The sequence below is a fragment of the Roseibium sp. genome (assembly GCF_965216085.1).
Taxonomy (GTDB): domain Bacteria; phylum Pseudomonadota; class Alphaproteobacteria; order Rhizobiales; family Stappiaceae; genus Roseibium.
This window is the reverse complement of record NZ_OZ244138.1, coordinates 4,967,550-4,994,267: the sequence shown is the minus strand read 5'-3', so window position 1 is coordinate 4,994,267 and position 26,718 is coordinate 4,967,550. Positions and strand designations below refer to the sequence as shown.

Below are 26,718 nucleotides of genomic sequence, written 5' to 3'. Positions count from 1 at the left end.
TTGCCACGTCTCCCCTTTTTGTTATTTTCTATTCTAATTTATTAGCTTTTCGTTTCTCGCGATTCCTACTTAGGGTCTTATCCTGATCTGCTGGTTATTAGAGTTTTACTCAGCAAGTGATGTGCCAATTGTACTAGGTTTCTGTTTAACCGGCAAAATCAGACGCGCACAGAGTGCATTTATTCCACAGATGGGAATTAAGTGCCGGATTGCTAGGCATAATTTTCCGGCCTGGTTGCAACTGTTGGGTGGTGGTGGGCAATATTTGCCTATCGAGAATCCGGCTGGCCTGACTCTGAATTGCCTAAAAAGGCGGCTGTTTGCCGCATTTTTGTGAACTTTTCTTATTGACGCTGCCGCTTCGTCAGACCATGATCTGAAGAAATTCTCATTTGGTGAAGAATTTTTCAAGCTGGATGGGTGCCGATGATTCGAGGCCGTGGAGAGGCTGTGAAGCTGATTGCGGATTTGAAATAGCGGAAGGGCCAGGCTGAAAAATTTGGGGGAGCGTAAATATCAATGACGGTGCGGGACGACGATTGGGCCTCCTATATGGCGATCCGGGCTGCCTGGCTGTCATTTGTCGGCGGGCGCACCCAAGGAGAGATCGCGGTCCAGCTCGGTGTGTCGCCAGCCAAAGTCCACCGCCTGATTGCGCATGCCCAAAAAGCCGGTCACGTAAAATTTCAAATTGATGGCCGGCCGCTTGAGTGTTTGCAGTTGGAGAAAGAGCTGACTGCACACTTTAATCTGTCCAATTGCATCATCGCGCCGGAGCTTGGCGGCCATGATGAAGACAGTGCCCTGCGCGCTGTATCTGTCTCTGCGTCTCAATTCCTCACCGGGCTGTTGAGTGGCTCAGGCGTCAAGCGTCTTGGCGTTGGTATGGGCCGTACATTGACCGCTTCCGTAGAGGCGTTGCCCAAAATCCAGCGCAGCGATCTGGAGATCATGTCGATCTGTGGATCCTTGACCCGCACCCTGGCGGCGAACCCTTACGACATCATTCAGAAGATGCAGGCCCGGACTGGCGGTGTCGGTTATTACCTTCCTGTGCCGTATTTCGCCGAAAACCTAGACGAAAAGGCCATGTTTCTCACGCAGCGCAGTGTCCAGGATCTGATGAATCGCGCGCGCCAGTCGGATGCTTTCCTGATCGGCATCGGCTCGGTCGAAAATGAAGGGCACTTGGTTCAGCGTGGAATGATCTCAAAGCAGGAACAAGAAAATCTAATGTCGGGTGGCGCCGTTTGTGATTTGATGGGGCGCTTTTTGACGATTGACGGAGAATTGGCTCCCGACCCGCTCGGGGATTGCGCGGTCGGCCTTCATTTCGATGAAGTGCGCGGGAGCCGGGTGATTGCGCTGGTGGGCGGCGAAAGCAAGGTGGATGCAACACTTGCTGCGCTGCGTACCGGTGTCATTACCGATCTAGTGGCGGATGAGACCCTTGCTAAGGCTCTCAGCGCCAAGGTCGGCTTAAACTTGGCACAGTCTGCATAAAGCAGCTGAGTCTCGAGGGGAAACGGGTCGGCAAAACGCAGGCCCCCGCACATGTCGGAGGACATATAAGTGAAAAAGTTTCTTACCATTGGAACGGCTTTGGCCGGTCTGGCTATTTCGGCAGTTGCAGCTTCTGCGGCAGACATCAAACCGGCAGTGCTCTATGATCTGGGTGGCCGTTTCGATAAGTCTTTCAATGAAGCCGCCTACACCGGCGCGGAACAATTCAAGACTGACTACAACATTGAATACCGCGACTTTGAAATCCAGAACGACAGCCAGCGTGAGCAGGCTCTGCGGAACTTTGCAAAGCGCGGCATGAACCCGATCGTTGCGATCGGTTTCTCGCAGGCGAATGCCGTAGAAAAAGTTGCCAAGGAATTCCCGGACCTTCAGTTCGCCATCGTTGACATGGTTGTCGATCTGCCGAACGTTCGCTCCATTCTCTTTAAAGAGCACGAAGGTTCCTACATCGTCGGCATGCTGGCTGCTATGGCATCGGAAGCTGACAAGGTCGGTTTTGTTGGCGGCATGGACATCCCGCTGATCCGCCGTTTTGCTTGTGGTTACAAGCAGGGCGTCCTGGCAGCTGCACCCAACGCAGAAGTTTTCGAAAACATGACCGGTACTACTGGCGCTGCATGGAACGACCCGGTTAAGGGCGGTGAGCTTGCGAAATCTCAGTTCGATCGCGGCGCAGACGTTGTTTATCACGCTGCGGGCGGCACCGGCATTGGTGTTCTCCAGGCGGCAGCTGACGCTGGCAAACTCGGCATCGGCGTGGACAGCAACCAGAATGGTCTTCATCCAGGATCTGTTCTGACCTCCATGCTCAAGCGCGTCGACATTGCTGTTTATCAGGCGTTTGAAGATGCTTCAAACGATGCCTGGTCTTCTGGTTTTGAGGTTCTTGGCCTGAAAGAAGGCGGTGTTGATTGGGCGCTCGACGACAACAATGCCGAACTCATCAACGATGAGATGAAAGCGGCAGTTGAGCAGGCATCCGCTAAGATCAAATCCGGCGAAATCGTGGTTCACGATTACATGTCCGATCAGAAATGCCCCTCTTAATTATATAATCAATCGGGCCTCGCGCGTGGTTTCGCGCGGGGTCTACTTTGCTTGAATTTCTCCCGGATAATACTAGCGGGGATCTCATGATCCGTTTTCGTTCAGGACTATTGGCGGCAGTGGTCGGCTGCTTGACGGTTTTACCGGCACAGGCAGATCCGGCAATCGTCTATTCTGTTGGCGGCAAGTTTGACGGCTCTTTTAATGAAAGCGCCTATACCGGGGTTTCACGCTATGCCAGCGAAACCGGTCAAACAGTGAGCGAATTTGAGCTGGAGCGCGATGCACAAAGCCTTCAGGCCTTGCGCAATTTCGCCAGCCGTGGACATGCACCTGTTGTTGCCATTGGTTTTAACCAGGCAAATGCGCTCGGCCAAGTGGCTCAAGACTTTCCTGAAACGGATTTTGCGATCGTCGATATGGTCGTCGACCAGCCCAATGTCCGGTCCTACGTGTTCAAGGAACATGAAGGCTCGTACATTGGCGGCTTGCTGGCTGCGATGGCATCCAAGTCAGGCACAATTGGTTTTGTTGGCGGAATGGACATTCCGATCATCCAGCGGTTTTTGTGCGGCTACAAACAGGGCGCTCTTGCGGCCAATCCGCAAACAAAAGTTCTCTCCAATATGACCGGCGATACGCCGGCCGCCTTTGCCGATCCGGTGCGTGGAGCTGAACTGGCTCGCGGTCAGATCAACCAAGGTGCCGATGTGATCATTCAAGCTGCCGGTGGTACAGGAATTGGTGTTCTACAGGCTGCAGCGGATGCGAATATCTTGGGAGTTGGAACTGACAGCAACCAAAATGGTCTGCATCCGGGAAAGGTGCTGACATCCATCCGGAAGCGTGTCGACAATGCGGTCTATGACAGTTTTTCAGCTGCAAAAGACGGAAAGTTCGTTCCGGGCATCCAGGTTCTGGGTCTCAAGGAGGGCGGCATGGACTGGGTGCTGGACGACAATAACGAAGTCCTGATTACGGAAGATATGAAAACCGCGGCAGAAGCTGCGGTCCAAGCGATCTCAAATGGCGAGATCGAAGTCCATGATGTGGTGACGGGCGGACCTTGCCCTTTCTAAGGGCAGCCTGGACAACCAAACGGGGCACAACAATGACAAAAAACAATCGTCACGCCTGGGGGATGGCATGAGCGAAACGCCAGCAATTGAACTGCGCAACATTAACAAGAGCTTTGGAGCGGTTCACGCCAACAAGGACATTGACCTTGTGGTGAAAAAAGGATCGATCCACGGCATTATCGGCGAAAATGGCGCTGGTAAGTCCACTTTGATGTCCATTCTCTACGGCTTCTATCAAGCCGACAGTGGCGACATTCTAGTCAATGGTAAAAAGGTTACGATCGCCGATTCAAAGGCTGCGATCGGTATGGGGATCGGGATGGTTCACCAGCACTTCATGCTGGTCGACAATTTCACGGTTTTGGAAAATGTCGTGCTGGGCGCCGAAGACAGCGCGCTTCTGGCCGGTGGGCTGACCCGAGCCAGAACCGAACTTCAACGGCTGGAAATGGAGTATGAACTGCGCGTCGATCCGGAGGCCATCACCGGTGAACTCCCGGTTGGCTTGCAGCAGCGTGTGGAAATTCTGAAGGCGCTTTATCGCAGCGCTGAGGTTTTGATTCTGGATGAACCGACTGGCGTGCTGACACCGGCGGAAGCCGATCACCTCTTTAAGATCCTCAATGTTTTGAAAAACGAAGGCAAAACGATCCTGCTGATCACGCACAAACTGCGTGAAATTATGGCGGCGACCGATGAGGTGTCTGTGATGCGCCGCGGTGAAATGGTCGCGACCCGGGAAACAAAAAACACCTCGATGGAAGAGCTGGCCGAACTGATGGTCGGCCGCAGTGTTTTGTTGCGAGTCGATAAGAAACCGGCCGAACCCGAAGCGCCAGTGCTTGAGGTGGAGAACCTCACGGTCACTGACAGCCGCGGTGTTGAAGTCGTTAAGGACGTGTCGTTCAAAGTGCACGCCGGGGAAATTGTCGGCGTTGCCGGCGTCTCGGGCAATGGCCAGTCGGAACTTCTGGAAACCCTGTCCGGCATCCGGAGGGCCACACGGGGCACGATCAAGATCAATGGCGAGACCATCGACTTGGCGGCGAGTGCTCCGGATGCGGCGGATATGCGAGCCAAGAACATGGGCCATGTTCCGGAAGACCGGCACCGCATGGGCCTGATCAACAGTTTTGCCGAATACGAGAATTCCATTCTTGGCTATCACCGCGATCCAGCCTATTCCAAAGGCATGTTGCTGGACTTGGCAGAGATTAAGAAAGCCGCGGTCAACGAGATCGAGAAGTACGACATCCGTCCGCCCAACCCGATGTTGAAGACGGCCAATTTCTCAGGCGGCAACCAGCAAAAAATCGTCCTGGCTCGTGAGATTGAACGCGACCCTGAGGTTCTCCTTGTAGGACAGCCGACCCGCGGCGTCGACATCGGTGCAATCGAGTTCATTCATAAGCGTCTGATTGAACTGCGCGATGCCGGTAAAGGCATCCTGCTCGTCTCCGTGGAACTCGATGAAATCCGAGGCATGTCAGACCGTGTTCTGGTGATGTTCGATGGCAGGATCGTCGGAGAACGTGGCGCCAACGCGGAAGAAAGTGACCTTGGTCTGCTCATGGCCGGGATTGAAGACAATAAGACCACCGGTCAAGGAGGCATCCAATGAGTGGGGGGCAGCTGCCGCGCTGGGTCGATTACGGCCTGATTCCATTTCTCAATCTAGCCGCCGCCTTTTTGGTGTCCGGTCTCGTCGTGATCCTGATTGGCGAGAACCCGCTGGATGCGGTGAAGATCCTTGTCTGGGGCTCACTCGGGTACACTGAAGGCTTCGGCTATACGCTCTTTTACGCGACCAATTTCATTTTCACCGGACTGGCTGTAGCCGTCGCGTTCCACGCCGGGCTGTTCAACATCGGTGGTGAAGGCCAGGCCTACATTGGCGGTCTCGGCGTTGCCTTTGCATGCCTTGCCTTGGACCAATATGTACCTTGGTATGTGACGCTGCCCTTTGCGATCCTCGGATCTGCTGCGATGGGCGCTGCCTGGGCGTTTATTCCGGCATGGCTGCAGGCGACACGTGGCAGCCACGTGGTGATCACCACCATCATGTTCAACTTCATTGCGTCCTCTTTGATGGTCTATCTGCTGAATGGTTTTTTGAAGAAACCAGGGTCTATGCAGAATGAGACACGCACATTCGAAGACGGCGGACGCCTGCCGTTCTTGAACGATCTGTTCCCGTCTTTCGGTTTTGGTTATGCGCCGGTGAACTTGTCTCTGTTTGTGGCGCTGGGTGCTTGTGTTCTGGTTTGGTTGTTGATCTGGCGGACCAAACTTGGTTTTGAGATCCGGTCATTTGGCGCCAACGCGACCGCTGCCGTCTATGCCGGGATTTCACCTGTTCGCACGATTGTCATCACGATGCTGATTTCGGGTGGCCTCGCCGGGATGATGGCCATCAATGAAATCATGGGATCTCAGCACCGGCTGCTGATCGACTTTGTCACCGGATACGGTTTTGTCGGCATCGCGGTTGCGTTGATGGGACGGGCTCATCCGGTTGGTATTGTGCTGGCTTCGATCCTGTTCGGCATGCTCTATCAGGGCGGTGCCGAACTCTCCTTTGAAATGCCGAACATCACCCGCGACATGATCATTGTGATCCAGGGTCTGGTGATCCTCTTTGCCGGTGCGCTTGAACATATGTTCCGGCCGGCGATTGCCAGCTTCTTCATGCCCTCCCGGGCCAAAACGGCGAAGGAGGCTTGATCATGTTTGAGACTTTAATCCTGACGCTCGATTCCACCGTCCGCCTGTCCACACCGTTGCTGTTGGCCTGTCTGGCGGGGCTGTACTCCGAACGGTCCGGCATTGTTGACATTGGCCTTGAAGGCAAAATGCTTGGCGCTGCTTTTGGTGCTGGTGCGGTGGCCTACATCACGGGAAATGCCTGGATTGGTATGCTGGCCGGGATCGGCGTATCGATCGGCTTGGCCCTGATCCATGGCTTTGCATCGATCACAAACCGCGGCAACCAGATCGTTTCTGGTGTGGCGATCAACTTTCTTGCAGCTGGTTTGACGGCACTGCTTGGCCAAACCTGGTTCAGGCAAGGGGGGCGAACACCTTCGCTACCAGATGGCGGCCGGTTCCGCGATGTTGTCTGGCCTGGTGCTGAACAGATGCGGGACACGCCTATCATCGGCCCGATCTATTCCGAACTTTTATCCGGCCACAACATCCTCGTTTATGCCGCTTTCATCGCCGTTCCGGTCACCTGGTGGATATTATTCCGCACGCGCTTCGGTTTGCGCCTGCGCGCTGTTGGTGAAAACCCAGCTGCGGTGGATACGGCAGGGATTTCGGTCACCTGGCTGCGCTACCGGGCGGTCATTGCTTGCGGGATCCTGTGTGGTCTCGCGGGGAGCTATTTGTCGATCGCGCAATCGTCCGGCTTCATCAAGGATATGACCGCTGGTAAGGGCTTTATCGCTCTGGCCGCACTTATCTTTGCCAAATGGCGGCCGGCAAGTGCGATGTTTGCCTGCTTGCTGTTTGGTTTCCTGGATGCAACAGCGATCCGGATGCAAGGCCAGGAATTGCCAGGAATTGGTGAAATTCCGGTCCAGTTCTTCCAGGCGCTGCCTTACATTCTGACGGTCATTCTTCTGGCTGGTTTTATTGGTAAAGCCATCCCGCCAAAAGCAGCCGGCATTCCTTACCTGAAGGAGCGGTCATGAGCGATCTGGATAGGCTTTTTGAAGCCGCCAAGGCGGTGCGTGAAAAGGCTTATGCCCCGTATTCCAATTTTCTGGTCGGGGCGGCCTTCCGCACTCCGGACGGCACTATCTTTACCGGATGCAACGTCGAGAACGCGTCTTATCCAGTGAGTGTCTGCGCTGAAGGTGGTGCCGCCAGCGCGATGATTGCAGCTGGTTATCGGGAAATCGAAGAAGCAGTGGTCATTGGCGACGCCGCACTCTGTACACCGTGCGGCATGTGCCGCCAACGGTTCGCGGAATTCGGAACAAGAAATCTTGTGGTCCATGTTGCGGACCTCAATGGCATTCGCCGCAGTTTTACCCTGGATGAGTTACTGCCGGCGGCATTTGAACTTGAAGACAAAAAGGACTGATCACTATGAGTGGTTATGGCCGTGAGTGTGCGGATATTGTCCGCGCCGCCCGTGAGGGTTCGTACAAAGTTGGCATGATCCTTGGCTCCGGACTTGGGTCCTTGGCAGAGGAAGTGGAGGATGCAGTTCGTGTCCCTTATGGCCATCTGACTGAATTTCCTGTGTCCACTGTAACCTCCCATTCCAGTGAACTGGTCGCCGGAACACTCGCTGGTGTTCCCGTCGTGATCCTGTCTGGACGGGCGCACTATTATGAGGGCGGTGATCCGACAGTAATGCGCACGCCGGTTGAGACCTTGAAGGAACTAGGGTGCGAGATCCTGCTGGCCACCAATGCTGCTGGCTCTTTGCGTGAAGACGTCGCCCCGGGCAATCCGATGCTGATTTCTGATCACATCAACTGGTCCGGAAAAAATCCGCTGATCGGAGAGGAAGACGAAAAGCGTTTTTTGGATATGAGCACCGCTTATGATCCGGAGTTGCGCGCCGTCATGAAAAAGGTCGCCGAGGAAACCGGAGATGCGGTTGCCGAAGGCGTCTACATGTGGTTCTCCGGCCCGTCTTTTGAGACCCCGGCCGAAATCCGCATGGCCAAGATGCTCGGTGCCGATGCTGTTGGTATGTCGACTGTACCGGAAGTCATCATGGCACGGTTCCTTGGTATGCGTGTCGCTGCTATGTCGATCATTACCAACTACGGCGCTGGTATGCAGACTCATGCCTTGTCTCACGATGAAACCAAGTCTGTGGCCCTCAAAGGCATGGAGCGGATGAAACAGCTCGTGCGCGCATTTGTGAAAGAGGTCGGACAATGACCGATATGATTGAAGTGGCCAAACGCGCATTGGGTCTGGTGGATCTCACCAACCTGAATGACGATTGCACAGCGGAAGACATAACCAAGCTGACCGGACGGACTGTGACACAACACGGCGCAGTCGCTGCTGTTTGCGTGTGGCCGCGTTTTGTAGCGCAAGCAGTTAAAGAGCTGGCTGGAACCGGCGTGAAAGTTGCGACGGTGGTCAACTTCCCAGCAGGTGGTGAGGACAATGAGGCTGTCGTTGCCGAGACCCGGCAGGCGATCGCCGACGGCGCGGATGAGATCGATCTCGTCATGCCCTATAAAGCCTTTGTTGAAGGCCGAAAGGGGTTCGCCGAGGAACAGATCATCCAGGTAAAGGATGCCATTCCGGCACCTGCGATCCTGAAGGTCATTCTGGAAACGGGTGAGATCGAAGATCCGCTTTTAATTCACGCAGCGTCCAATGTTGCGATCGCCGCTGGTGCTGATTTCATCAAAACTTCGACAGGCAAGGTCGCTGTGAACGCGACTTTGGAAGCAGCAGAAATCATGCTCACCGCGATTGAAGAGGCGCGCCGGGACGATGCCGAGCGTGTGATCGGTTTCAAGCCAGCTGGCGGGATCAAGACGTCGGCAGATGCGGCTGCCTATCTCGCGCTTGCCGATAAGATCATGGGCCACAATTGGGTGGCAGCGTCCACCTTCCGCTTTGGTGCAAGTGGCCTGCTCGATGCTTTGATTGCGACGATAGAAGGCCAAGAAGCCTCTGCAAGTGAAGGGTACTGAGCATGCTTGCGCAAGAACTCATTCGCACAAAACGCGATGGCGGTGCATTGAGCGCTGAGGAAATCGCTTTCTTCGTCAAGGGCCTTGCCGATGGATCCGTCAGCGAAGGGCAGGTCTCCGCGCTCGCCATGGCGGTCTTTTTCAAGGGACTGACCATAGACGAACGGGTTGCCCTGACGCTTGCCATGCGGGACAGCGGCGATGTGCTGGACTGGTCCGATATTGAAGCGCCTGTCCTCGACAAGCACTCTACGGGTGGTGTGGGCGACAATGTGTCGTTGATGTTGGCGCCCGCGCTTGCGGCCTGCGGTGCGGCTGTGCCGATGATTTCCGGACGTGGCCTTGGTCACACCGGCGGTACGCTCGATAAGTTCGATAGTATTCCAGGCTACCAAACCCAGCCGGACAACGCGCTCTTCAAGAAAGTGGTCAAGGAAGTCGGCTGTGCAGTTATCGGCCAGACCGGCAATTTGGCCCCTGCCGACAAACGTTTTTACGGCATCCGGGACGTGACCGCGACGGTCGAAAGCATCGATCTGATCACGGCATCGATCCTGTCCAAAAAGCTGGCGGCCGGCCTTCAGGGCCTGGTTCTCGATGTGAAATGGGGAACCGGTGCCTTCATGGCGTCGCTGGACGAAGCGCGCGGTCTTGCTGAAAGCCTGGTTCTGGTCGCCAATGGGGCCGGTTTGAAGACAACGGCACTTTTGACAGACATGAATGAGCCGTTGGCATCAGCAGCCGGCAACGCGATCGAAATGCAGAATGCGGTCGATTTTCTAAAAGGCACCGCCGTCGACAACCGGCTGTGGGACATCACCGTCGCCCAAGGTGGTGAGCTGCTGGCCACCGGCAACCTTGCGCCATCCGCAGAAGCGGGCTGTGACATGATGCGGGCTGCATTTGAGAGCGGTCAAGCCGCCGAGAAATTCGCCCAGATGGTCCATGCCCTTGGCGGTCCGGCAGACTTTATGGACAAGAGCGAAGTCTATCTTGCCAAGGCGCCGGTTCAAGCTCCGATCTATGCCAGACATGAGGGCGTAGTGACCGGCATTGACGCTCGCGCTGTCGGGGTTGCCGTTGTCGAACTGGGCGGCGGCCGGAAGGTAGCGGCAGATGTCATCGACCCGTCCGTTGGTCTGGTAGAGCTCGCCGGCATTGGCAATTCGGTGGATGCAGATGCTCCGCTGGCGATTGTTCATGCAAAGAGTGAAGCAGATGCAGAGCAAGCTGCAATTGCGGTGCGCAATGCCTACACAGTTGGCGCAGCTGCCGATGTGATTGACCGGCCGTGTGTCGTGGAGCGCATCGCGCCCTGACCGCGGCCCGGCCGAGGAAAAATCCCGGCCATCTCCGGCGCAAGCTGCCGGCAACAAAAAATGAGGAGATGCTCATGCCCCGTGCGATCTTGTGCGTGCTGGACAGTTTCGGGATTGGCGGCGCAGCGGATGCGGACGCCTTTGGCGACGCGGGCTCCGACACGCTGGGCCACATTGCGCAGCATTGTGCCGCTGACAAAGGCGACCGCGAGGATCTTCGATCCGGGCTTCTGTCGGTTCCAAACATGGACCGGCTGGGTCTTGGTGCGGCCGGTCGTTTATCGACCGGTGAACACATTCCGGGCCTAACTTTTTCCGGTGAGCCGGAAGGTCTTTGGGGCTATGCCGCTGAAGTTTCCAACGGCAAGGACACCCCCTCGGGTCATTGGGAAATTGCCGGTGTCCCGGTCCGGTTCGATTGGGGCTATTTCCCGGAAACCATCCCAACGTTTCCGGCTGACCTGATTGCCAAGGTTAGTGAGAAGGCAGGCCTGAGCGGTATTCTGGGTGACAAACATGCCTCGGGGACGGAAATCATTGCCGAACTCGGCGAAGAGCATGTCAAAACCGGAAAGCCGATCTTTTATACCTCCGCGGATTCGGTCATTCAAATCGCCGCCCACGAACAGCATTTCGGGCTGGAGAAACTCTATAAGCTTTGTGAAATCACACGCGAATTTGCTGATCCTTACAATATCGGCCGGGTCATTGCCCGCCCATTCTTAGGCGAAAACGCCGATACGTTTGAGCGTACGGCAAACCGCAGGGATTATTCCGTCCTCCCGCCAGAACCGACCCTTCTCGACAGGTTGACGGCGGAAGGCCGGACCGTTTACGGGATTGGTAAGATCTCTGATATTTTTGCCCATCAAGGGGTTGCCAAAGTCTTGAAAGGCGCGGGTAACGATCAGCTTTTCGACAAAACATTGGAAGCGATGGATTTGGCGGAAGATGGGGATCTTATCTTTGCCAACTTCATCGATTTCGACTCGCTCTATGGCCACCGGCGCGACGTTCCTGGTTATGCGGCCGCTCTTGAACACTTTGACCGGCGTTTGCCTGAGATGATCGACAAAATGCGGGATGGTGATCTATTGATCTTAACTGCTGACCATGGCTGCGATCCAACGTGGCCAGGAACGGATCACACGCGGGAACATGTTCCGGTGATCGCAACCGGGCCAGGGATCGCAGGCAAAAAAATCGGCGGACGCAATACCTATGCCGATATAGGCGAAAGCGTTGCAGATCACCTCGGTATTGCTCTGGGGCCGCACGGAACCAGTTTTCTGTAACGGCAAAGACGAAGGACGAAAGTGGCAGGACCAGCTATGAACGAGACCGTCGGCGTTCCCAAGGCCGAACTGCATTGTCACATTGAGGGCGCCGCACCGCCGCGTCTCGTTCTGCAGCTTGCAGATCAGCACGGAGTTGATGTCTCGGGGATCATCGACGGTAATGGGCAATATGTCTGGTCCGATTTCACGACCTTCTTGAAGGCCTATGACGTTGCCAGTTCGGTCTTCAAAACTCCGGCCGACTATTCGCTGCTTTCCGAAACTTATTTTCGCATGCTGGCAGCTGAAGGAGCGATTTATGGCGAGATTTTTATCTCTCCAGACCATGCGCAGGCCGCTGGCTTATCGTACCGGTCTTATGTCGAGGGCTTGGCGGCTGGGATAGAACGGGCCAAGACCGACACGGCCATTGAGGGGCGGATGATCGCCATTGGTGTACGCCACTTTGGTGCTGCGTCCGTGGAGCGGGTCGCAAAGGAAGTCATCGGAAATCCGCATCCGCTGGTAACTGGATTTGGTCTTGCTGGGGATGAGCGGTCCGGGCATCCGGCCAATTTCGCAAAAGCGTTCCGGATGGCCGAGGAAGCTGGACTTGGAACGACGGCTCATGCGGGCGAATTCGGCGGGCCGGAGAGCATCACCGCTGCCTTGGAGTTTTTGCGGGTCAAGCGGCTCGGTCACGGTGTCCGTGCCATTGAAGACAAAGATCTTGTCAAACGCCTTGCGGACGAGAAGATCGTGCTCGAGGTCTGTCCCGGGTCGAACACAGCGCTTGGCGTCTATACGGTCCTGCGGTTCCATCCGGTTAACATCCTGCGCCGGGAAGGCGTCAAGATAACTCTGAACTCCGATGATCCACCGTTCTTTGGAACCACCTTGGGCAAGGAGTACTCTTCGGTGGCCGAGACGTTCAGCTGGACACTCGACGACCAGTTGGATGTAACCCGAACGGCGATCGATGCTGCCTTTTGTGACGAGACTACGAGGAACAGGCTGCTGGTTCGCCTCGACAGTGCAAAAAATGGCGGATAGATACACCGGCCATGACAACAGAAGCGCAAAATGACAACGGCCTTTTGGAAATCTTTAAGGCCGAATACGTCCGCAAACTCTCGAAAGAGTTTTTAAGCCGAGCGACATGCGGTGACCTCCAATATGTAACGGTTGATTCCAGCAAGTTGGGTCAGGCCCTGATCAAAACCCTGGAGATCACCAAACAAACGTATCCCGATTTCCAGATTCCTCCCTACGGGGTCTGGCGCTTGTTTGAAGCTGGCGGTGTTGACCGCTGGAGTGCTCTGGCCTCTGCAAGAGAGTTCCAGACTGCTGATGATTTGCTGGCCGCAGCTGCCGACCTCGCGATTCTTGCAGTCTATATGGATGTTTCGACACCGCCTGGCTGGTCCTATGAAGACACGATGGCCGGAACAGTTGCAACTGGCCGGCAAGCCACGGCGCTGGCCACCATCAATATGTTCGCTGCTGGCTCGTTTTCTTCGGATCCTGTCGATCCGTTCCGGGTCGATGCCGACGCTTTGATCCGCCTGGAAACCGCAGAATTGGCATCTGGACTTCAATGGAATGCTGAAGGAGATGCAGCGCTTCTGCAAAATCTCCAGCGCCATCTCAAGCGGTTTGGCGAAGCTTTGGCTTTGCGCGCGGATTTGTTCGGTGAAGGGGAAACAACCCGGCCTGGAAATCTTCTCGTGAAACTTGGAAGCGAAGGTTGGGGATCGGTTGATGCGACTGCCATTCTCGATCGGTTGCTTCAAAGTCTTGCTCCTCTTTGGGAAGGCGGAGCGGCGAAAGGCGATGTTTCTTTTGGCGACAGCTTTGACTATTGCGCCAACAACGGGGCAGATGGTTCTCAAACGGTCCCGTTCCATTTGACGGCGCAGGTAATGGTGTATTCGCTCGTCGAACCGCTGGCCTGGGCCGGATATGAAGTTGATGAGCTCGACACATTGACTGGTCCAGCAGACGCCGAACATGCGGCTTTGTTTGTGGAAGCGGGAGTTTTGAGGGTCACGAGTGATGAGACGGATCTGACCTCTGAACAGGCAAACGATCAGATGATCGAACTGCGCGCAATTACCTGTGCCTTGATCGATCAATTGGCTGATATGTTGCGCAAGGAACTGGAAGTCGAGGCCGAGCAATTGCCGTTGTCGTGTATCCTTGAAGGCGGAACAAACCGGGCCGGAGCAGAGATACTTCGGGAAAACGGAGCCTTGCGCGAAAAACTCGCAAAATTCCTGAACCCCAGCACTATTTTTTGGTTGCCGTTCGGGGCATAGGTCCCGAACAATAGAAATTCCTAAGACGGCCCTCAGTTTCAGGCGGCCCACATCAAGAGAGGCAGATATGTCCGGAGCAAATGTCATCAGCCATCCGCTGGTCCAGCACAAACTGACCATCATGCGCGACAAGGGGACATCCACCCAGGGGTTCCGCCGGTTGCTGCGCGAAATCTCGACCCTTCTGTGTTACGAAGTCACTCGGGATCTGCCGCTGGTTCGCCAGACCATTGAAACGCCACTTGCCGAAATGCAGGCGCCAATGCTGGCCGGCAAGAAACTTGTTTTTGCATCCGTGCTGCGTGCAGGGAATGGACTGCTGGAAGGCATGCTGGAGCTGGTGCCATCGGCCCGTGTTGCACACGTTGGCCTTTACCGGGATCCAGAAACACTGCAGCCGGTCGAATATTACTTCAAAGCGCCGGAAGATCTAAACGAGCGGCTTGTAATTGTTGTTGATCCCATGCTGGCCACCGCCAATTCGGCGATTGCGGCCGTTCAGAAACTGAAAGAGCGGGGAGCCAACAACATTCGCTTCCTGTGTCTGCTGGCAGCACCGGAAGGCGTTGCGAAATTTAACGAAATGCACCCGGATGTGCCGATCTACACGGCTGCTGTTGACGAGAAACTGAACGAAAAAGGCTACATCGTTCCTGGTCTTGGTGATGCCGGCGATCGGATGTACGGCACAAAGTAAGGTCTTCGGACTTGGTCTTTGTCTACGCGGCGCCATTGGTGCCGCGTTTTTTTTGTTTTGCTCATAAACCATTGAATCATTAATCGAACCCGGAAATGGTTCAATTGGTCAGTGGTACTTTTACGGCCCGATAAGGAAGATTTGCTACGTATTCGGCATCGTCAGCCGGAGCGGCCATGTTTCGTTTTGTAATCATTTTGCTGGTTTTTGTGGGATTGGTTCCTCTGGTTCCGCTGTTGCTGGACTATCAGGCAGACCAGACAAGTGGTTCGGTAGCCACGGTCTTGGAAACCGATGATGTCTCCGGCGCGAGACGGCATCGCATTTCGGCAAATCGCAGCGGGCAATTTGTTGCCGATGTTCATCTCAATGGACAGATGCATGAAATGCTGGTCGACACCGGCGCATCGACAACCGTCCTTCCATTGTCAGTCGCCGAGGATGTCGGCATCTTTCCGAAAAGAGAAGATTTCAAATACCGCGTGAGCACCGCAAACGGCACGACCTATGGTGCGAGCGCCATCATAGACAGGCTAAAGATTGGCCGTATCAGCCTTAGAAATATTGATGCGCTTGTTCTGCGGGATGAAAGCCTATCAACGCCGCTTCTGGGAATGACGGCGCTGAACGAACTGGATCGGTTTGACATTTCAAACGGCACCCTTGTACTCATCCAGTAAATTTGTCTTTGTTGTCACAAAGGCCTCCTATAAAGACCTTAGATGCGAAAGTTTTTCGAGGATTTTATGTTTCCAAAGCCGAAACCTGCTCTCACGCCGAATACCTACGAATATGAGACGCTGCCGCTGGTGAAACCGACCGGGTTTCGCGAATATGATGCGCGTTGGCTCTTTGAAAAAGAAATCAACCTTATGGGTATGCAAGCACTCGGGATGGGGATTGGCACCCTGATCCATGAGCGTGGCGTGCGCCCTGATATTGTTGTTGGACATGATTTCCGCGGTTATTCGGCCTCTATCAAGATGGCTGTTGTGAATGGCCTCCTAGCAGCCGGAATTAACGTGCATGACATCGGACTTGCACTGTCCCCAATGGCTTATTTCGCGCAGTTTGCATTAGATGTACCGGCAGTCGCGATGGTCACAGCCTCGCACAATGACAACGGCTGGACGGGTGTGAAGATGGGCATCGACCGGCCGCTTACGTTCGGTCCGGATGAAATGGGCCGGCTTAAAGATATTGTCCTGGATGCCACGTTCGATCTGAAAGGCGGCGGCAGCTACCGTTTTGTAGACGGGTTTGCCGATGTCTATTTCAAGGACCTGACGGAACGCGAGAAACTCAAGCGCCCGATTAAGGTTGTTGCGGCCTGTGGCAATGGCACCGCCGGTGCTTTTGCGCCGAAGATTCTAGAAGCACTGGGCGCGGAAGTCATTCCGCTTGATGCGGAGCTTGACCACACGTTCCCGCGTTACAACCCGAACCCGGAAGACATGAAGATGCTTCATGCCTTGCGCGACAAGGTGCTGGAAGTTGGCGCCGATGTCGGGCTTGGGTTTGACGGCGATGGAGACCGCTGCGGTGTTGTCGACAATGAGGGGGAAGAGATCTTTGCCGACAAGGTTGGGGTGATGCTGGCCCGGGATATCTCCGCGCTTCATCCGAACAGCCAATTTGTTGTCGACGTTAAATCGACAGGCCTCTTCAAGACAGATCCCGTTCTTCAGGCCAATGGCGCCAAGACCGACTACTTCAAAACCGGGCACTCCTACATCAAGCGCCGCGTTACCGATCTCAAAGCCATCGTTGGCTTTGAAAAGTCTGGCCACTATTTCTTCAACGCACCCATCGGCCGCGGTTATGACGATGGTCTGGTTTCGGCCATTGCCATTTTGGATATGCTGGATCGCAATCCAGACAAGACGATGGCTGATCTTCGCCGGGATTTACCGAAGACCTGGGGCTCGCCCACCATGGCGCCAAAATGCGCCGATGAAATCAAATATGACGTTGTCGACCGGGTTGTTAGCCGGTTTAAGGAAATGCATAGCGCTGGTGATCAGTTTGCCGGTCAGGCAATTTCGGACCTCATCACCGTGAACGGCGTCCGGGTTGTCAGCGAAGATGGAACCTGGGGCTTGGTGAGGGCATCCTCCAATAAGCCTGAGCTTGTTGTTGTTGTTGAAAGCCCGGTTTCGGAAGCTCGTCTCCATGAAATGTTCAAATCGGTAGACGCGGTTCTGCGGGAAAACCCGGAAGTCGGCGAATACAATCAAACCCTTTAAGGGCTTGACCACGCTTGATTTAGGCGGCGAAACTCTCGCCGCCTTTTTTGTTATTTTCAGGAGATTTCATCCATGATCCAGGATTTTGGCACACTTCCAGACGGATCGCGCGTTGAAGAAATCACGCTCAAAAAAGGCGGTTTGGAAGCATCAATCCTGAGTTATGGAGCGATTGTCCGGGACCTGAAGGTCAATGGAAGATCAGTTGTTCTTGGGTTTGAACGGCTGCAAGATTATCTAGACTATTCACCCTATTTTGGGGCTGTTGTTGGTCGCTGCGCGAACCGCATTGCCAATGGCAGGATGGTGCTTGGCGGACAAGAGTATCAGCTCGACCAAAACGACAGCGGTCATCATTTGCATGGCGGTTCAGCTGGCTTTTCCAATCGTCTTTGGCAGATCGAACAAAGTGACAAGGCGAGCGTTCTGCTCAAGCTTATCTCCGAAGATGGCGACATGGGGTATCCGGGGACCGTCGAAGTGCTGGTTCGCTACACTTTGACCGGATCTGGCGCTCTCCGGGTGAAGATGTCAGCCACGACAGACCAACTGACCCCAGTCAACTTAACTCAGCACAGCTATTTCAATTTGGATGGCAGCGATACGATCCTCGATCATCAGCTGGAAATTGCCGCAGAAACCTATCTACCGGTAAACAGCGACCTTATTCCAAACGGCGAGGTTCGCAATGTTGCCTGGACACCCTACGACTTTCAAGATGGCCGCCGTCTGCGCCGGAGATCCGGCGAACAGGATGTCATCTTCGATCATAATTTTTGCCTGGCAGACAGGCCGCGGGAAAAGGTTGAGTTCGCAGCAGCTTTGGAGGACGCAGCAGGTGATATGCGGATGGAAGTCTGGACAACGGAACCAGGACTCCAATTGTATGATGGCGGAAAGTTAGACGTCCCGGTTTCCGGATTGGCAGGCAGAGACTATGGTGCTCATGCGGGGGTGTGTCTGGAAACACAGCGCTGGCCGGACAGCGTCAACCACAAAGAGTTTACAGACGTCTTGTTACAGCCCTCGGAGAATTATAATCACGTTACGGAATTCCGTTTCTCGTAAGATCGGTTAGAGTATTCTCAAAGAACGGAAATTCATCAGGACTGGTGGCAAATTGTGAAGACGGTATTTTCATCTACCCAGCTTGCCCATGCGCCGAAACAGGAGATTTCTGATGGCAGTCTCCAGCCGGCGGTCGAAACCCCAAGCCGGGCGGAAATGGTCTTATCCGCTGTCAAAGAGCGCGGTGTCGGGGATGTAATTGAGCCGATGGAATTTCCGATTCGGCCGATCCATCGGGTGCACTCCCCTGAATATGTCTCCTTCCTTGAGACGTTTTGGTCTATGTGGACGGCAATTGGACGGACGTCGGAAGCATTTCCGTTTGTTTGGCCAATCAGAAGTCTGCGCCAAGACACTCAGGTGGAACATGTGGATGGGCTTTTAGGCCGGTATTCGATGGATGCTGGCACACCACTCGGCGAACACACTTTCCGGGCGGCGCACGCGTCTGCCGCTTCTGCACTAACAGCCGCAAAGCTCATCCAGGACGGAGAAAAGTCTGCCTTTGCTCTTTGCCGTCCGCCAGGACACCATGCCGGTCACGACTTTTTTGGCGGGTATTGCTTTTTCAACAACGCAGCGATCGCAGCTCAGTACTTGAGGGACTATGGTCTTCACCGGGTTGCGATCCTGGATGTAGATTATCATCATGGGAATGGCACACAGGCACTGTTCTATGACCGGCCCGACGTTCTATTCCTTTCCCTACATGCAGACCCCAAACAGGAATATCCCTATTTCCTGGGATATGCAGATGAAACGGGTGAACATGCCGGAACCGGGTTTACACGGAACTGGCCGCTGCCGCTCGGAACCGACTGGGATACCTATATCACTGCGTTGGATGAGGCTTGCCGGTGGCTTCTGGTTTACAAACCGGAAGCCTTGATCGTGTCTTTGGGGTTGGATTGTTATGAAAACGATCCGATCTCCGGTTTTAAGTTCAAATCCGAAGATTACATTCGTCTTGGCCAAAGGCTTGCGCGGGTTGGGGTTCCAACAATCTTCCTTTTGGAAGGCGGCTATGCGGTGGACGCACTTGGAACCAATTGTGTCAATGTTCTAGAGGGCTTCGCCGGTTAAGGCGAGAGCCCCTAATCTAGGCAGAGAGCTCGGCAAACTTAACGCACGAGCAAGCCAAGGTCGGTCAGATCCCTTTCAAGTGTCTGAGCGCTGGTGAAGTGATGTCCGGCCATCCCGAGTGCCCGCGCGGCTTCAACATTCGCCAGGGAATCGTCGATAAAGATACACTTCGTTGGATCAAGATTGTTCCGCTCAAACAGCACTTTATAGATTTGCGGATCTGGTTTGAGCAAACGTTCCTCGGCTGAGACAACGATGTCAAGAAAGCTGGATTTCAGGAACGGAAACCGCTCTTGCGCTTCTACAAACTTTTCGGACGAGAAATTGGTTATTGCATAAAGCGGGACCCCTTTCTCCTTCAGTTCAGCGAGCAAAGCTGGCGTTCCAAAAATTTCGCCGGGCACCATGTCATGCCAACGTTCAGAGTATGCGCGGATCAGCCCGGCTTTGTCTGGATGTTGCGCTGACAGCAGCTGGATGGCTTCATCCCAGGACCGCCCCAGGTCTTGTTGCAAGTTCCAATCCGGCGTGCAGACGGTGTCGAGGAATTTCCGCCGTTCTTCATTATTCGGTATAAGGTCGCAGTAGAGATATTCCGGATTCCATTCAATCAGGACATTTCCTATATCGAAGACGACGTGGGTAATTGATTTGCTCATGAGTTTTTCCGGCAAGGCTGGTTCGCAAACAGTAGTGGTGCTGTTCAGGTGTCTATTCTACGTGGATATGTGACTGTGATGAAAAAGCTTTTTGTGCTTTTGGTGTTGGTTGTGAGTTTCGCATTCCCTCAATCAGTCATAGCCGTGCAAGGTGGCCAAGTTCAACCCGATCGATTGCGTTTAGGCGTGGTGGTTGCCGCAGATGACACAGCGCGTGATCGGGTTGAACCTTTCCGCCAGGCGCTGGAGGACATTGCCGATCTTCCGGTAGATCTCTTTTTGATGCAGACCATGGCCGATGGAATTGAAGCCCTGGCGTCCGGCAAGATCGATTACATCCGTTTGTCTCCATCTGGTTATGCGGCCACTTTTCAATTGTGTGAATGTGTTGAGCCTTTGGTGACTGCCGGGCCGGATGATTTTCCAGCACGATTTTACGCCATTATGATTGGCCGGCGCGGCGAAACGCCGGCAAATCTTGAGAGTTTGCGGCATCAACGGCTTGCAGTCGGGGGCAAATACGCAGTGGCGGGATACCGGGTTCCGGTCGCAAATCTTGCAGCAGACGGCATTGATGTGCGGGAGTATTTTGAAGCACTGGTGGAAGTCCGCAATCCGGTAGAAGGCATTCGTGCCATTCTAGATGGCCGGGTTCAGGCGTCCCTTGGTTGGTCCTCTCTGGCCGGGGAAGCGAAAAACGGTTTCACGTCCGGAACTTTAAACGACTATTATTTGTCCGGTGGCAGCGGATTTGAAGATCTGGAAATCATCTGGCGGTCACCTCCAATCCCATACTCCGCACACACCATCCGCTCCGACTTGCCTGATGCGCTGAAGCGGACCCTACGTGCTGGGCTGATGGACCTTAGGCGTGAACAACCAGCTGCTTATCTTGCGATCGAACCAGATTTACCAGGTGGTTTTGAGCCGGTCGGACACGCCGACTACCGTCCCGTATTGAGGACTTATGAAATTCCATCTTCCGGAGGGGGGGCTGAAGGCGTCCAATAATTGTTTGGCGGCTAAATGACGAGATTTCAAGTCAGGCCGGTGTTGTCTCAGCCGACAGCAACGCGGACGTATGCCGGCGGATCATTTCTTCTTCGTTTGTCGGGATCACCAAAACGGAAATCTTTGACTTTTCCGTTGAAATTCTCAACGCTCCAGCATCGTTCAGCTCTGGATCGATCTCCAAACCGAGCCATTCCTGACTGTCGCAAACCCGCTGGCGGATGAGCGCAGAATTCTCGCCAATTCCTCCTGTAAAGACGATCGTATCAATGCCCCCCAGAACGGCGGCCATTGCGCCTAACTCGCGGCGGATGCGGAAGACATAATAGTCAATGGCTTCTTTTGCTTTTGGATCGTCACTCTGGGTGAGGGTGCGCATATCTTGACTGACACCGGACAATCCTTTCAAACCTGATTGTTTATAAAGAAGGTCTGAAACGTCATCCGGGCTCATGCCCTTTGTCGTGAGCAGATAGAGGACAACACCAGGGTCCAGCTGGCCGCACCGGGTGCCCATAGGTAACCCATCAAGGGCTGTGAACCCCATCGTTGATCCAATGCTTTGCCCGCCGCGGATGGCGCACATGGACGCGCCATTTCCCAGATGCGCAACGATGACACGGCCACTATAGGCGGACGGATCGTTCTGCTTCAGGTGTTCGCAGATATATTCATAGGACAGTCCATGAAACCCGTACCGGCGAACCCCTTCATCATAGAGTGAGCGGGGCAGGGCGAATGTGTCGTTGACCCATGGATGTTTGCGGTGGAAAGCCGTGTCGAAACAAGCCGTCTGGATGGCTTCGGGAAAGGCCGCGCGTGCGGCTTCAATTCCTGCGAGATTGTGTGGCTGATGGAGCGGCGCCAGCGGTTCGAGTGCACGCAACTCGTCCATAATTTCGTCTGTGATCTTTAAAGGGAGATCGTGATCCGTGCCGCCATGGACTACCCGGTGTCCGACCGCTGTGACCGGTCTTCCGCCAAGCTCTTCATCAATGACTGGCAATAACGCCTGAAGAGCAGTGTTGTGGGACCGCGCTTCGCTGGAGTTTAGTGCCCGATCAATTGCCTTTCCGGAAATTCGAGACAAAAGATCGAGGCGCGGTTCGGCACCGAGCCCGGAGATTTGCCCCGCTATTTGTTCGACCTCATCCTGATACAGTGAAAACTTGATCGAAGACGATCCTGAGTTCAGGACCAGAATTACCGGTGCCATGATCACTCCCCATCACGATCCAGAATGCCGACGGGGACCTCGTTGGTTTGCCAATGGGTGTAAAGGAGAGCCAGGGCGCAAGAGGTAAGGCGGGCCCGGCTGTCATCTGCCCGGCTGGTCAGCATGACCGGCACCTTGGCCCCAAGAACAAGTCCTGCAGCCTCTGCATGGGCAATGAAGGTCAGTTCCTTGGCCAGCATATTGCCGGATTCCAGATTGGGAACGATCAGGACTTCCGCATGCCCGGCCACAAGGGAGGTGATGCCCTTGGTCCGGGCTGCTTGAACATCAATGGCGTTGTCCATGGCCAGCGGACCATCAACGATACCACCCTTTATCTGACCCCGTTCGGCCATTTTCGAAAGTACCGCAGCATCCAGGCTCGACGGGATCGCAGGATTGACGGTTTCAATAGCCGACAATACGCCGACCCTTGGTGACTGAAGTCCAAGGGACCGGGCTGCATCGATGGCATTTTGGGTGATATCGACCTTAGTGTTCAGGTCTGGCGAGATATTTATAGCCGCATCCGAAATGAGAACCGGGGTTTTTCGGCCCGGGATATCCATGACAAACACATGGCTAATCCGGCGTTTGGTTCTGAGGCCACCATCCTTTTTCACCACATGTTGCAGCAGGTGGTCGGTATGAAGGTGACCTTTCATAACCGCTTTGACAGTTCCTTCGTGAACCATTTGAACGGCCCGGCCAGCCGCTTCTGATTCATCTTCAATGTCGATGATTTCAAACCCGGCTAGGCTCTCATTTAACTCTTGTGCAGCACCTTCAATGCGGGATTTTGCGCCAATAAGGATCGGATGAATAAGACCTTCCCGGGCTGCAATCAGCGCGCCTTCCAATGAATTCGGATCATCAGGCGCGACCACAGCCGTTGTTAATGCCGGAAGCGATTTTGCCAACTCGATCATGCGGTTGAAGTGGCGGTGCCGCTGTACCAAAAGGGCCGGGATATCGCTGGAATCAAACTCGATTGTTTCCGTTGGTGCGATGACTTCCGCCACCCCCTCAACCAGCCGCATACCGTCCTGGCGCAAGACCGCCATATCCATGATCAGAATATTGTCCGGTTTCTTTTCGGTGACGGTCACCCGGACTGTCAATTTGTCACCAACGGCCGCCCGTCCGAGGAACCGGAAGGACTGGGCTTTGTACATTGTGCCGGGACCGGGAAGGATGTTGCCGAGAACCGCGGAGGCCAGTCCCCCAACCCACATAGCGGGTGCGACCGGTTTGTCGACTACGCCGTCGCCGGTCCAATCGGTATCGGGTAAGTGAATCGGATTGCGATTGCCGGACGCGTGCGCAAATACGAGCAGATCGTTGGAGGAGCATTCCCGGACGATTTCCGCTGTGTCTCCGACTTTGATTTGGTCATAAGTCCGGTTCGTAGCCATTGGCCGCCTGTCTCCTGGAAAAACCTAAACCGCCGCAATGCGGCATTAGGCGGATACCTAGCAGCGCAATGCAACGTAAAAAATACGGCAAAGCCATTATGTAACAGGAAAAGCTTATTAGCAGTTGCTGCAGGGTACTTGGCCAGTCAGCCGAGGGCGAAGATAGTAAGTGTCGCTAAGCGTAATGGAGGAAGATCTTGAAAAATACTGGTTGAGTACGCCCGCAAATGGCGGCGTATAACCAAGTGTGGCTTGGCCTAAAACAATTGAAGTGTTTGCGGCAGCGACTGTGCCGGGGAGCGTTATTGGCGGTGCGGAACCAGAGGGCCAAGGGTTATTTCCAGCATCGTCATAACTCCAGTCAACACTGGCATCGCCGTCTTCATCAAATGAGACACTGGCAACAATGATGTTCAGATTGGTGGTCGAGTAGGGTTGCAAAATGGTTGCACCAAGAGCTAGCACATTGTCGAGCTCACCGGTCGTGACAGTTTCAGCCTGTGCCACAAGGTCGGTAATGGCGTTGGCCATCCTGCTGACTTTTCTATCCTGATTAAGCGCGTCCGTAACTTCAGCCATGCCAAGCAATAGGACCAACATAAACGGCAGAATCATTGCAAATTCAATGGCCGAAACGCCGCGCTTGTCCGTCCAAAAGCGGGAAAGGGCAGCGGGAAGATTTCGGCGATGGCCGCCAAAGGACCGCAAGTTTTTAAGACCACGGTTCATTTCGAAACACCATGGTTGAGGATAAGTGACGTTCTGAGCCGTGATCCAAAGCACTGAGATTCATAAAGGATGAGAACATCGGCCATCTGTAGACCACATTTACGACGACGATTTCACTTTCGTTCGACGATGCATAGGCATTGTCGTCGACGATGTTTCCTTCACTGTCATAGAGCGAATCTAAAGACGTAATGTTGGTAAAATCGTTTGCTTTGCTTACGTTGACCCGTATCCGATCGGATTGACACAAAAAACCGGGCAATGAATTGCAGACTTGGTCGGCAAAATCGTTAGCAGAAAAGCTTGAACTTGTGGCTTGCCCGGTGCGGATCAAGCGCGAAGCTTCAATCACCGCGTTGTCCACCATGCGATTGACGAGAAAAGCCAATCCCAACTCAAGAATTCCGAACACAACGGTAAAAAATGGCAGCGCGACGAATGCAAATTCAATTGCTGTCACGCCATCTTTGTCCCGTGCGAAAGAACGCAATCTGCGCCGCAACCAAATGCGGACCGGACTGTTTCTCATGCGATGGAACGTGTTTACTTGCATCTATTCGCTCATCTATCCGCCGGTTGCTGCATCTTCAGCCATTTTGTTTCGGGACTCTGCTTGGGTCGCCATCATTTCAAAGGACTCTGCTGCATCACCAAGACGTAATGTTGGCTCGCATTCAGGGCTGCATGACAAGGTCGCTCGTGCTGCGTTTCTGTACACGGACACCACACCGTCTTCCGACGCCCGTACAGTAACGATTTCATCGACGATTGGTTTGTTGTCTTGATCCAGGATGACCAGATTGGTTGTCCCATAGCTCTTTCCGGTGATGACGACGGTGTTCTGATCGAACATCGAAACATCTGCGATAAATGGATTGCCAACAATCACTGCTGAGGCTCCGTCTTCGACCCGGAAAATCTTAGCGCGGTCAACCGTAACCAGCACAGGGCCGTCATCAGCAACGGCCGTCGTTGCAAACGTTCCGCTCAAAAGCACAAAGGCAAGTCTGATCAGGTTTCTGCGCATCTCGAATTATCCCTACTCTTTCCATGCGAGCGAGACTTTAACTCGAACATGGTGAATGTTCTGCTAACAACGCGACGAAAGAAGTGTGAAGATAGACCCACAATGGCGGCAGGAATGACCATTTTATATATTTATAGACTTAGGTAAAAGCTGAAATTTCTCGACCTGAGGCATGATTTAATTGATGGTTTCTTTGCCTGGGAGCGAGAAATGCAGCAATATAGACAGAGATATCGCGTGATATTATAATGGGTTTTTGTTTGAATGTTCTAGTTTTGATAAAATTTTAACTGATATTTATGTAGATTTAATGTACACCTGTTGTTAACCATATGTATTTTTATCAAGTGTATTTCAATTCGAGATGGTAAATTTAACTCCTTAGAAATGACTCTGACCTAGAGTGAATTCATCTCGAACGGACCGCAAAAAGATCCGTCGGATTTGAAGCTGTCAACAAAGTGGTACTTGGAGCAGAATTATGAAATCTCTTATCTCCCGTTTCGTAAAAGACGAATCCGGTGCAACCGCGATCGAATATGGTTTGATTGCTGGTCTGCTGTCTGTGGTTATTATTGGTATTCTGACTACTATGAGCGGTAGCCTGACAGGTATCTTTACTACCATCAACACCGCACTGTCTTCCGGCGCAGCTACTGCTGGCGGTTAATCGTTTTCGACTCTACCAAGCTTAGAGTTTTAGAACGGGCGGGTTACCGCCCGTTTTTCGTTTCCCGGTTATTAATCAAATAACAATACGATTCTTTGGTCACATTGCAGATCTCCCACTAATGGGTATGTCATGATTGAAGCGTTAGTTATTGTGTTTTTTCCGATGCTAGTTGCATTTGCCGGCGCGTCAGACCTTCTGACGATGAAAATCGGAAACCGGGTGTCAATCCTGCTTATTTTCGGATTTGGGCTTTTGGCATTGGCGCTTGAGTTGCCTCTGGCGGCTTGGGGGATGCATGGCCTTGGGCTTCTCGTTCTCTTTCTTCCATGTTTTGCCTTTTTTGCTGCCGGTTGGATGGGTGGCGGAGATGTAAAGCTCATTAGTTCGATAGGGCTGTGGTTTGGATTTTCGCCGCTGCTCGTCGAGTTCCTGTTTTTCGTTGCGGTTTTCGGCTGCGTTCTGACGGTCTCCATTTTGATGGTGAGACGGTATTTTGTTGTGTTGCCAGAACCGTTGACGAACCAGGAGTGGTTGCTCCGCTTGCATGACGAAAAGAGCGGTATTCCCTATGGGATCGCAATTGCTGCCGCGGCATTGCTTATGTATCCGATGTCCGATTGGTTCGGTTACATCGGACATTGATTCCAAT

The 26,718-nt window shown here is 53.8% G+C and carries 27 protein-coding genes; 21 read left to right on the top strand and 6 right to left on the bottom strand.

Translation table 11 applies throughout. From position 1 onward, the window contains the following. Window positions 1-519: 519 nt before the first annotated feature. The 18 genes from ACOOFE_RS23425 (at window position 520) to ACOOFE_RS23340 (ending at window position 19,339) form a co-directional block, all read left to right on the top strand. Entirely contained in the window at window positions 520-1,503 is a 984-nt protein-coding gene (locus ACOOFE_RS23425; protein WP_420412276.1) for a sugar-binding transcriptional regulator, read from the top strand. A gap of 69 nt (window positions 1,504-1,572) precedes the next feature. Then, complete coding sequence (locus tag ACOOFE_RS23420) at window positions 1,573-2,574, top strand: BMP family lipoprotein (RefSeq protein ID WP_141183663.1); 1,002 nt, start codon at window positions 1,573-1,575, stop codon at window positions 2,572-2,574. Window positions 2,575-2,660: 86 nt separating this feature from the next. After that, window positions 2,661-3,653, top strand: a complete 993-nt coding sequence (locus tag ACOOFE_RS23415) for a BMP family lipoprotein (protein WP_420412275.1) — start codon at window positions 2,661-2,663, stop codon at window positions 3,651-3,653. 67 nt (window positions 3,654-3,720) lie between these two features. Beyond that, window positions 3,721-5,274 (top strand): ABC transporter ATP-binding protein, encoded by a 1,554-nt coding sequence (locus ACOOFE_RS23410; protein ID WP_420412274.1) that lies wholly within the window; start codon window positions 3,721-3,723, stop codon window positions 5,272-5,274. After that, window positions 5,271-6,377, top strand: coding sequence for an ABC transporter permease (locus ACOOFE_RS23405; RefSeq protein ID WP_141183660.1), 1,107 nt, complete (start codon window positions 5,271-5,273; stop codon window positions 6,375-6,377). The genes ACOOFE_RS23410 and ACOOFE_RS23405 overlap by 4 nt, the downstream gene beginning before the upstream one ends. Window positions 6,378-6,379: 2 nt before the next feature. Then, window positions 6,380-7,348 (top strand): ABC transporter permease, encoded by a 969-nt coding sequence (locus ACOOFE_RS23400; protein WP_141183659.1) that lies wholly within the window; start codon window positions 6,380-6,382, stop codon window positions 7,346-7,348. Next, entirely contained in the window at window positions 7,345-7,743 is a 399-nt protein-coding gene (locus ACOOFE_RS23395) for a cytidine deaminase (RefSeq protein WP_420412273.1), read from the top strand. The genes ACOOFE_RS23400 and ACOOFE_RS23395 overlap by 4 nt, the downstream gene beginning before the upstream one ends. Before the next feature lie 5 nt (window positions 7,744-7,748). Then, on the top strand, window positions 7,749-8,558 hold the full coding sequence (locus tag ACOOFE_RS23390; protein ID WP_420412272.1) for a purine-nucleoside phosphorylase: 810 nt from the start codon (window positions 7,749-7,751) through the stop codon (window positions 8,556-8,558). Continuing rightward, window positions 8,555-9,331: a deoxyribose-phosphate aldolase gene (gene deoC, locus ACOOFE_RS23385; protein WP_420412271.1), complete on the top strand. Its 777-nt coding sequence runs from the start codon at window positions 8,555-8,557 to the stop codon at window positions 9,329-9,331. Before ACOOFE_RS23390 ends, deoC begins: the two co-directional genes overlap by 4 nt. A gap of 2 nt (window positions 9,332-9,333) precedes the next feature. Further along, a complete protein-coding gene (gene deoA, locus ACOOFE_RS23380; RefSeq protein ID WP_420412270.1) occupies window positions 9,334-10,650 on the top strand; it encodes a thymidine phosphorylase in 1,317 nt (438 codons plus the stop codon). Window positions 10,651-10,724: 74 nt separating this feature from the next. Next, window positions 10,725-11,945 carry a phosphopentomutase gene (locus tag ACOOFE_RS23375; RefSeq protein WP_420412269.1) on the top strand — a complete coding sequence of 407 codons (1,221 nt, stop codon included), beginning with the start codon at window positions 10,725-10,727 and terminating at the stop codon, window positions 11,943-11,945. A 36-nt stretch (window positions 11,946-11,981) separates the two neighbouring features. Further along, complete coding sequence (locus tag ACOOFE_RS23370; protein WP_420412268.1) at window positions 11,982-12,980, top strand: adenosine deaminase; 999 nt, start codon at window positions 11,982-11,984, stop codon at window positions 12,978-12,980. A gap of 11 nt (window positions 12,981-12,991) precedes the next feature. Continuing rightward, window positions 12,992-14,245, top strand: coding sequence for a DUF1688 family protein (locus tag ACOOFE_RS23365; RefSeq protein WP_420412267.1), 1,254 nt, complete (start codon window positions 12,992-12,994; stop codon window positions 14,243-14,245). Between the two features lie 67 nt (window positions 14,246-14,312). Continuing rightward, window positions 14,313-14,942, top strand: coding sequence for a uracil phosphoribosyltransferase (gene upp, locus ACOOFE_RS23360; RefSeq protein WP_141183651.1), 630 nt, complete (start codon window positions 14,313-14,315; stop codon window positions 14,940-14,942). A gap of 176 nt (window positions 14,943-15,118) precedes the next feature. Next, window positions 15,119-15,622, top strand: coding sequence for a retropepsin-like aspartic protease family protein (locus ACOOFE_RS23355; protein ID WP_420412266.1), 504 nt, complete (start codon window positions 15,119-15,121; stop codon window positions 15,620-15,622). A gap of 66 nt (window positions 15,623-15,688) precedes the next feature. Further along, window positions 15,689-17,188 carry a phosphomannomutase/phosphoglucomutase gene (locus ACOOFE_RS23350; protein WP_141183649.1) on the top strand — a complete coding sequence of 500 codons (1,500 nt, stop codon included), beginning with the start codon at window positions 15,689-15,691 and terminating at the stop codon, window positions 17,186-17,188. Between the two features lie 72 nt (window positions 17,189-17,260). Next, the gene (locus ACOOFE_RS23345) at window positions 17,261-18,256 is read left to right on the top strand and encodes an aldose epimerase family protein (RefSeq protein ID WP_420412265.1); all 996 of its coding nucleotides are present in this window, start codon (window positions 17,261-17,263) and stop codon (window positions 18,254-18,256) included. A 54-nt stretch (window positions 18,257-18,310) separates the two neighbouring features. Continuing rightward, complete coding sequence (locus ACOOFE_RS23340; RefSeq protein WP_141183647.1) at window positions 18,311-19,339, top strand: histone deacetylase family protein; 1,029 nt, start codon at window positions 18,311-18,313, stop codon at window positions 19,337-19,339. 38 nt (window positions 19,340-19,377) lie between these two features. Here the strand turns inward: ACOOFE_RS23340 and ACOOFE_RS23335 are convergent, their stop codons facing one another. Beyond that, window positions 19,378-19,998, bottom strand: a complete 621-nt coding sequence (locus tag ACOOFE_RS23335) for an HAD family hydrolase (protein WP_420412264.1) — start codon at window positions 19,996-19,998, stop codon at window positions 19,378-19,380. A gap of 78 nt (window positions 19,999-20,076) precedes the next feature. Here ACOOFE_RS23335 and ACOOFE_RS23330 point away from each other — a divergent pair, with 78 nt between their 5' ends. Beyond that, window positions 20,077-21,009: a phosphate/phosphite/phosphonate ABC transporter substrate-binding protein gene (locus ACOOFE_RS23330; protein ID WP_420412263.1), complete on the top strand. Its 933-nt coding sequence runs from the start codon at window positions 20,077-20,079 to the stop codon at window positions 21,007-21,009. Window positions 21,010-21,040: 31 nt separating this feature from the next. On the opposite strand, the gene ACOOFE_RS23325 is transcribed toward ACOOFE_RS23330, so the two are convergent. From ACOOFE_RS23325 to ACOOFE_RS23305, 5 genes are all read right to left on the bottom strand, one after another. Next, on the bottom strand, window positions 21,041-22,225 hold the full coding sequence (locus tag ACOOFE_RS23325; RefSeq protein ID WP_420412262.1) for an acetate/propionate family kinase: 1,185 nt from the start codon (window positions 22,223-22,225) through the stop codon (window positions 21,041-21,043). A 2-nt stretch (window positions 22,226-22,227) separates the two neighbouring features. Beyond that, window positions 22,228-23,640 carry a bifunctional enoyl-CoA hydratase/phosphate acetyltransferase gene (locus tag ACOOFE_RS23320; RefSeq protein WP_420412261.1) on the bottom strand — a complete coding sequence of 471 codons (1,413 nt, stop codon included), beginning with the start codon at window positions 23,638-23,640 and terminating at the stop codon, window positions 22,228-22,230. Window positions 23,641-23,757: 117 nt separating this feature from the next. Next, entirely contained in the window at window positions 23,758-24,369 is a 612-nt protein-coding gene (locus tag ACOOFE_RS23315; protein WP_420412260.1) for a TadE/TadG family type IV pilus assembly protein, read from the bottom strand. After that, window positions 24,353-24,829 (bottom strand): TadE/TadG family type IV pilus assembly protein, encoded by a 477-nt coding sequence (locus ACOOFE_RS23310; RefSeq protein ID WP_420412259.1) that lies wholly within the window; start codon window positions 24,827-24,829, stop codon window positions 24,353-24,355. The genes ACOOFE_RS23315 and ACOOFE_RS23310 overlap by 17 nt, the downstream gene beginning before the upstream one ends. Before the next feature lie 105 nt (window positions 24,830-24,934). Further along, entirely contained in the window at window positions 24,935-25,396 is a 462-nt protein-coding gene (locus ACOOFE_RS23305; protein WP_141183642.1) for a pilus assembly protein N-terminal domain-containing protein, read from the bottom strand. Window positions 25,397-25,877: 481 nt separating this feature from the next. On the opposite strand from ACOOFE_RS23305, the gene ACOOFE_RS23300 reads away from it, so the two are divergent. Further along, window positions 25,878-26,066 (top strand): Flp family type IVb pilin, encoded by a 189-nt coding sequence (locus tag ACOOFE_RS23300; RefSeq protein ID WP_141183641.1) that lies wholly within the window; start codon window positions 25,878-25,880, stop codon window positions 26,064-26,066. 132 nt (window positions 26,067-26,198) lie between these two features. Beyond that, window positions 26,199-26,711 carry an A24 family peptidase gene (locus tag ACOOFE_RS23295; RefSeq protein ID WP_420412258.1) on the top strand — a complete coding sequence of 171 codons (513 nt, stop codon included), beginning with the start codon at window positions 26,199-26,201 and terminating at the stop codon, window positions 26,709-26,711. Window positions 26,712-26,718: the final 7 nt, after the last annotated feature.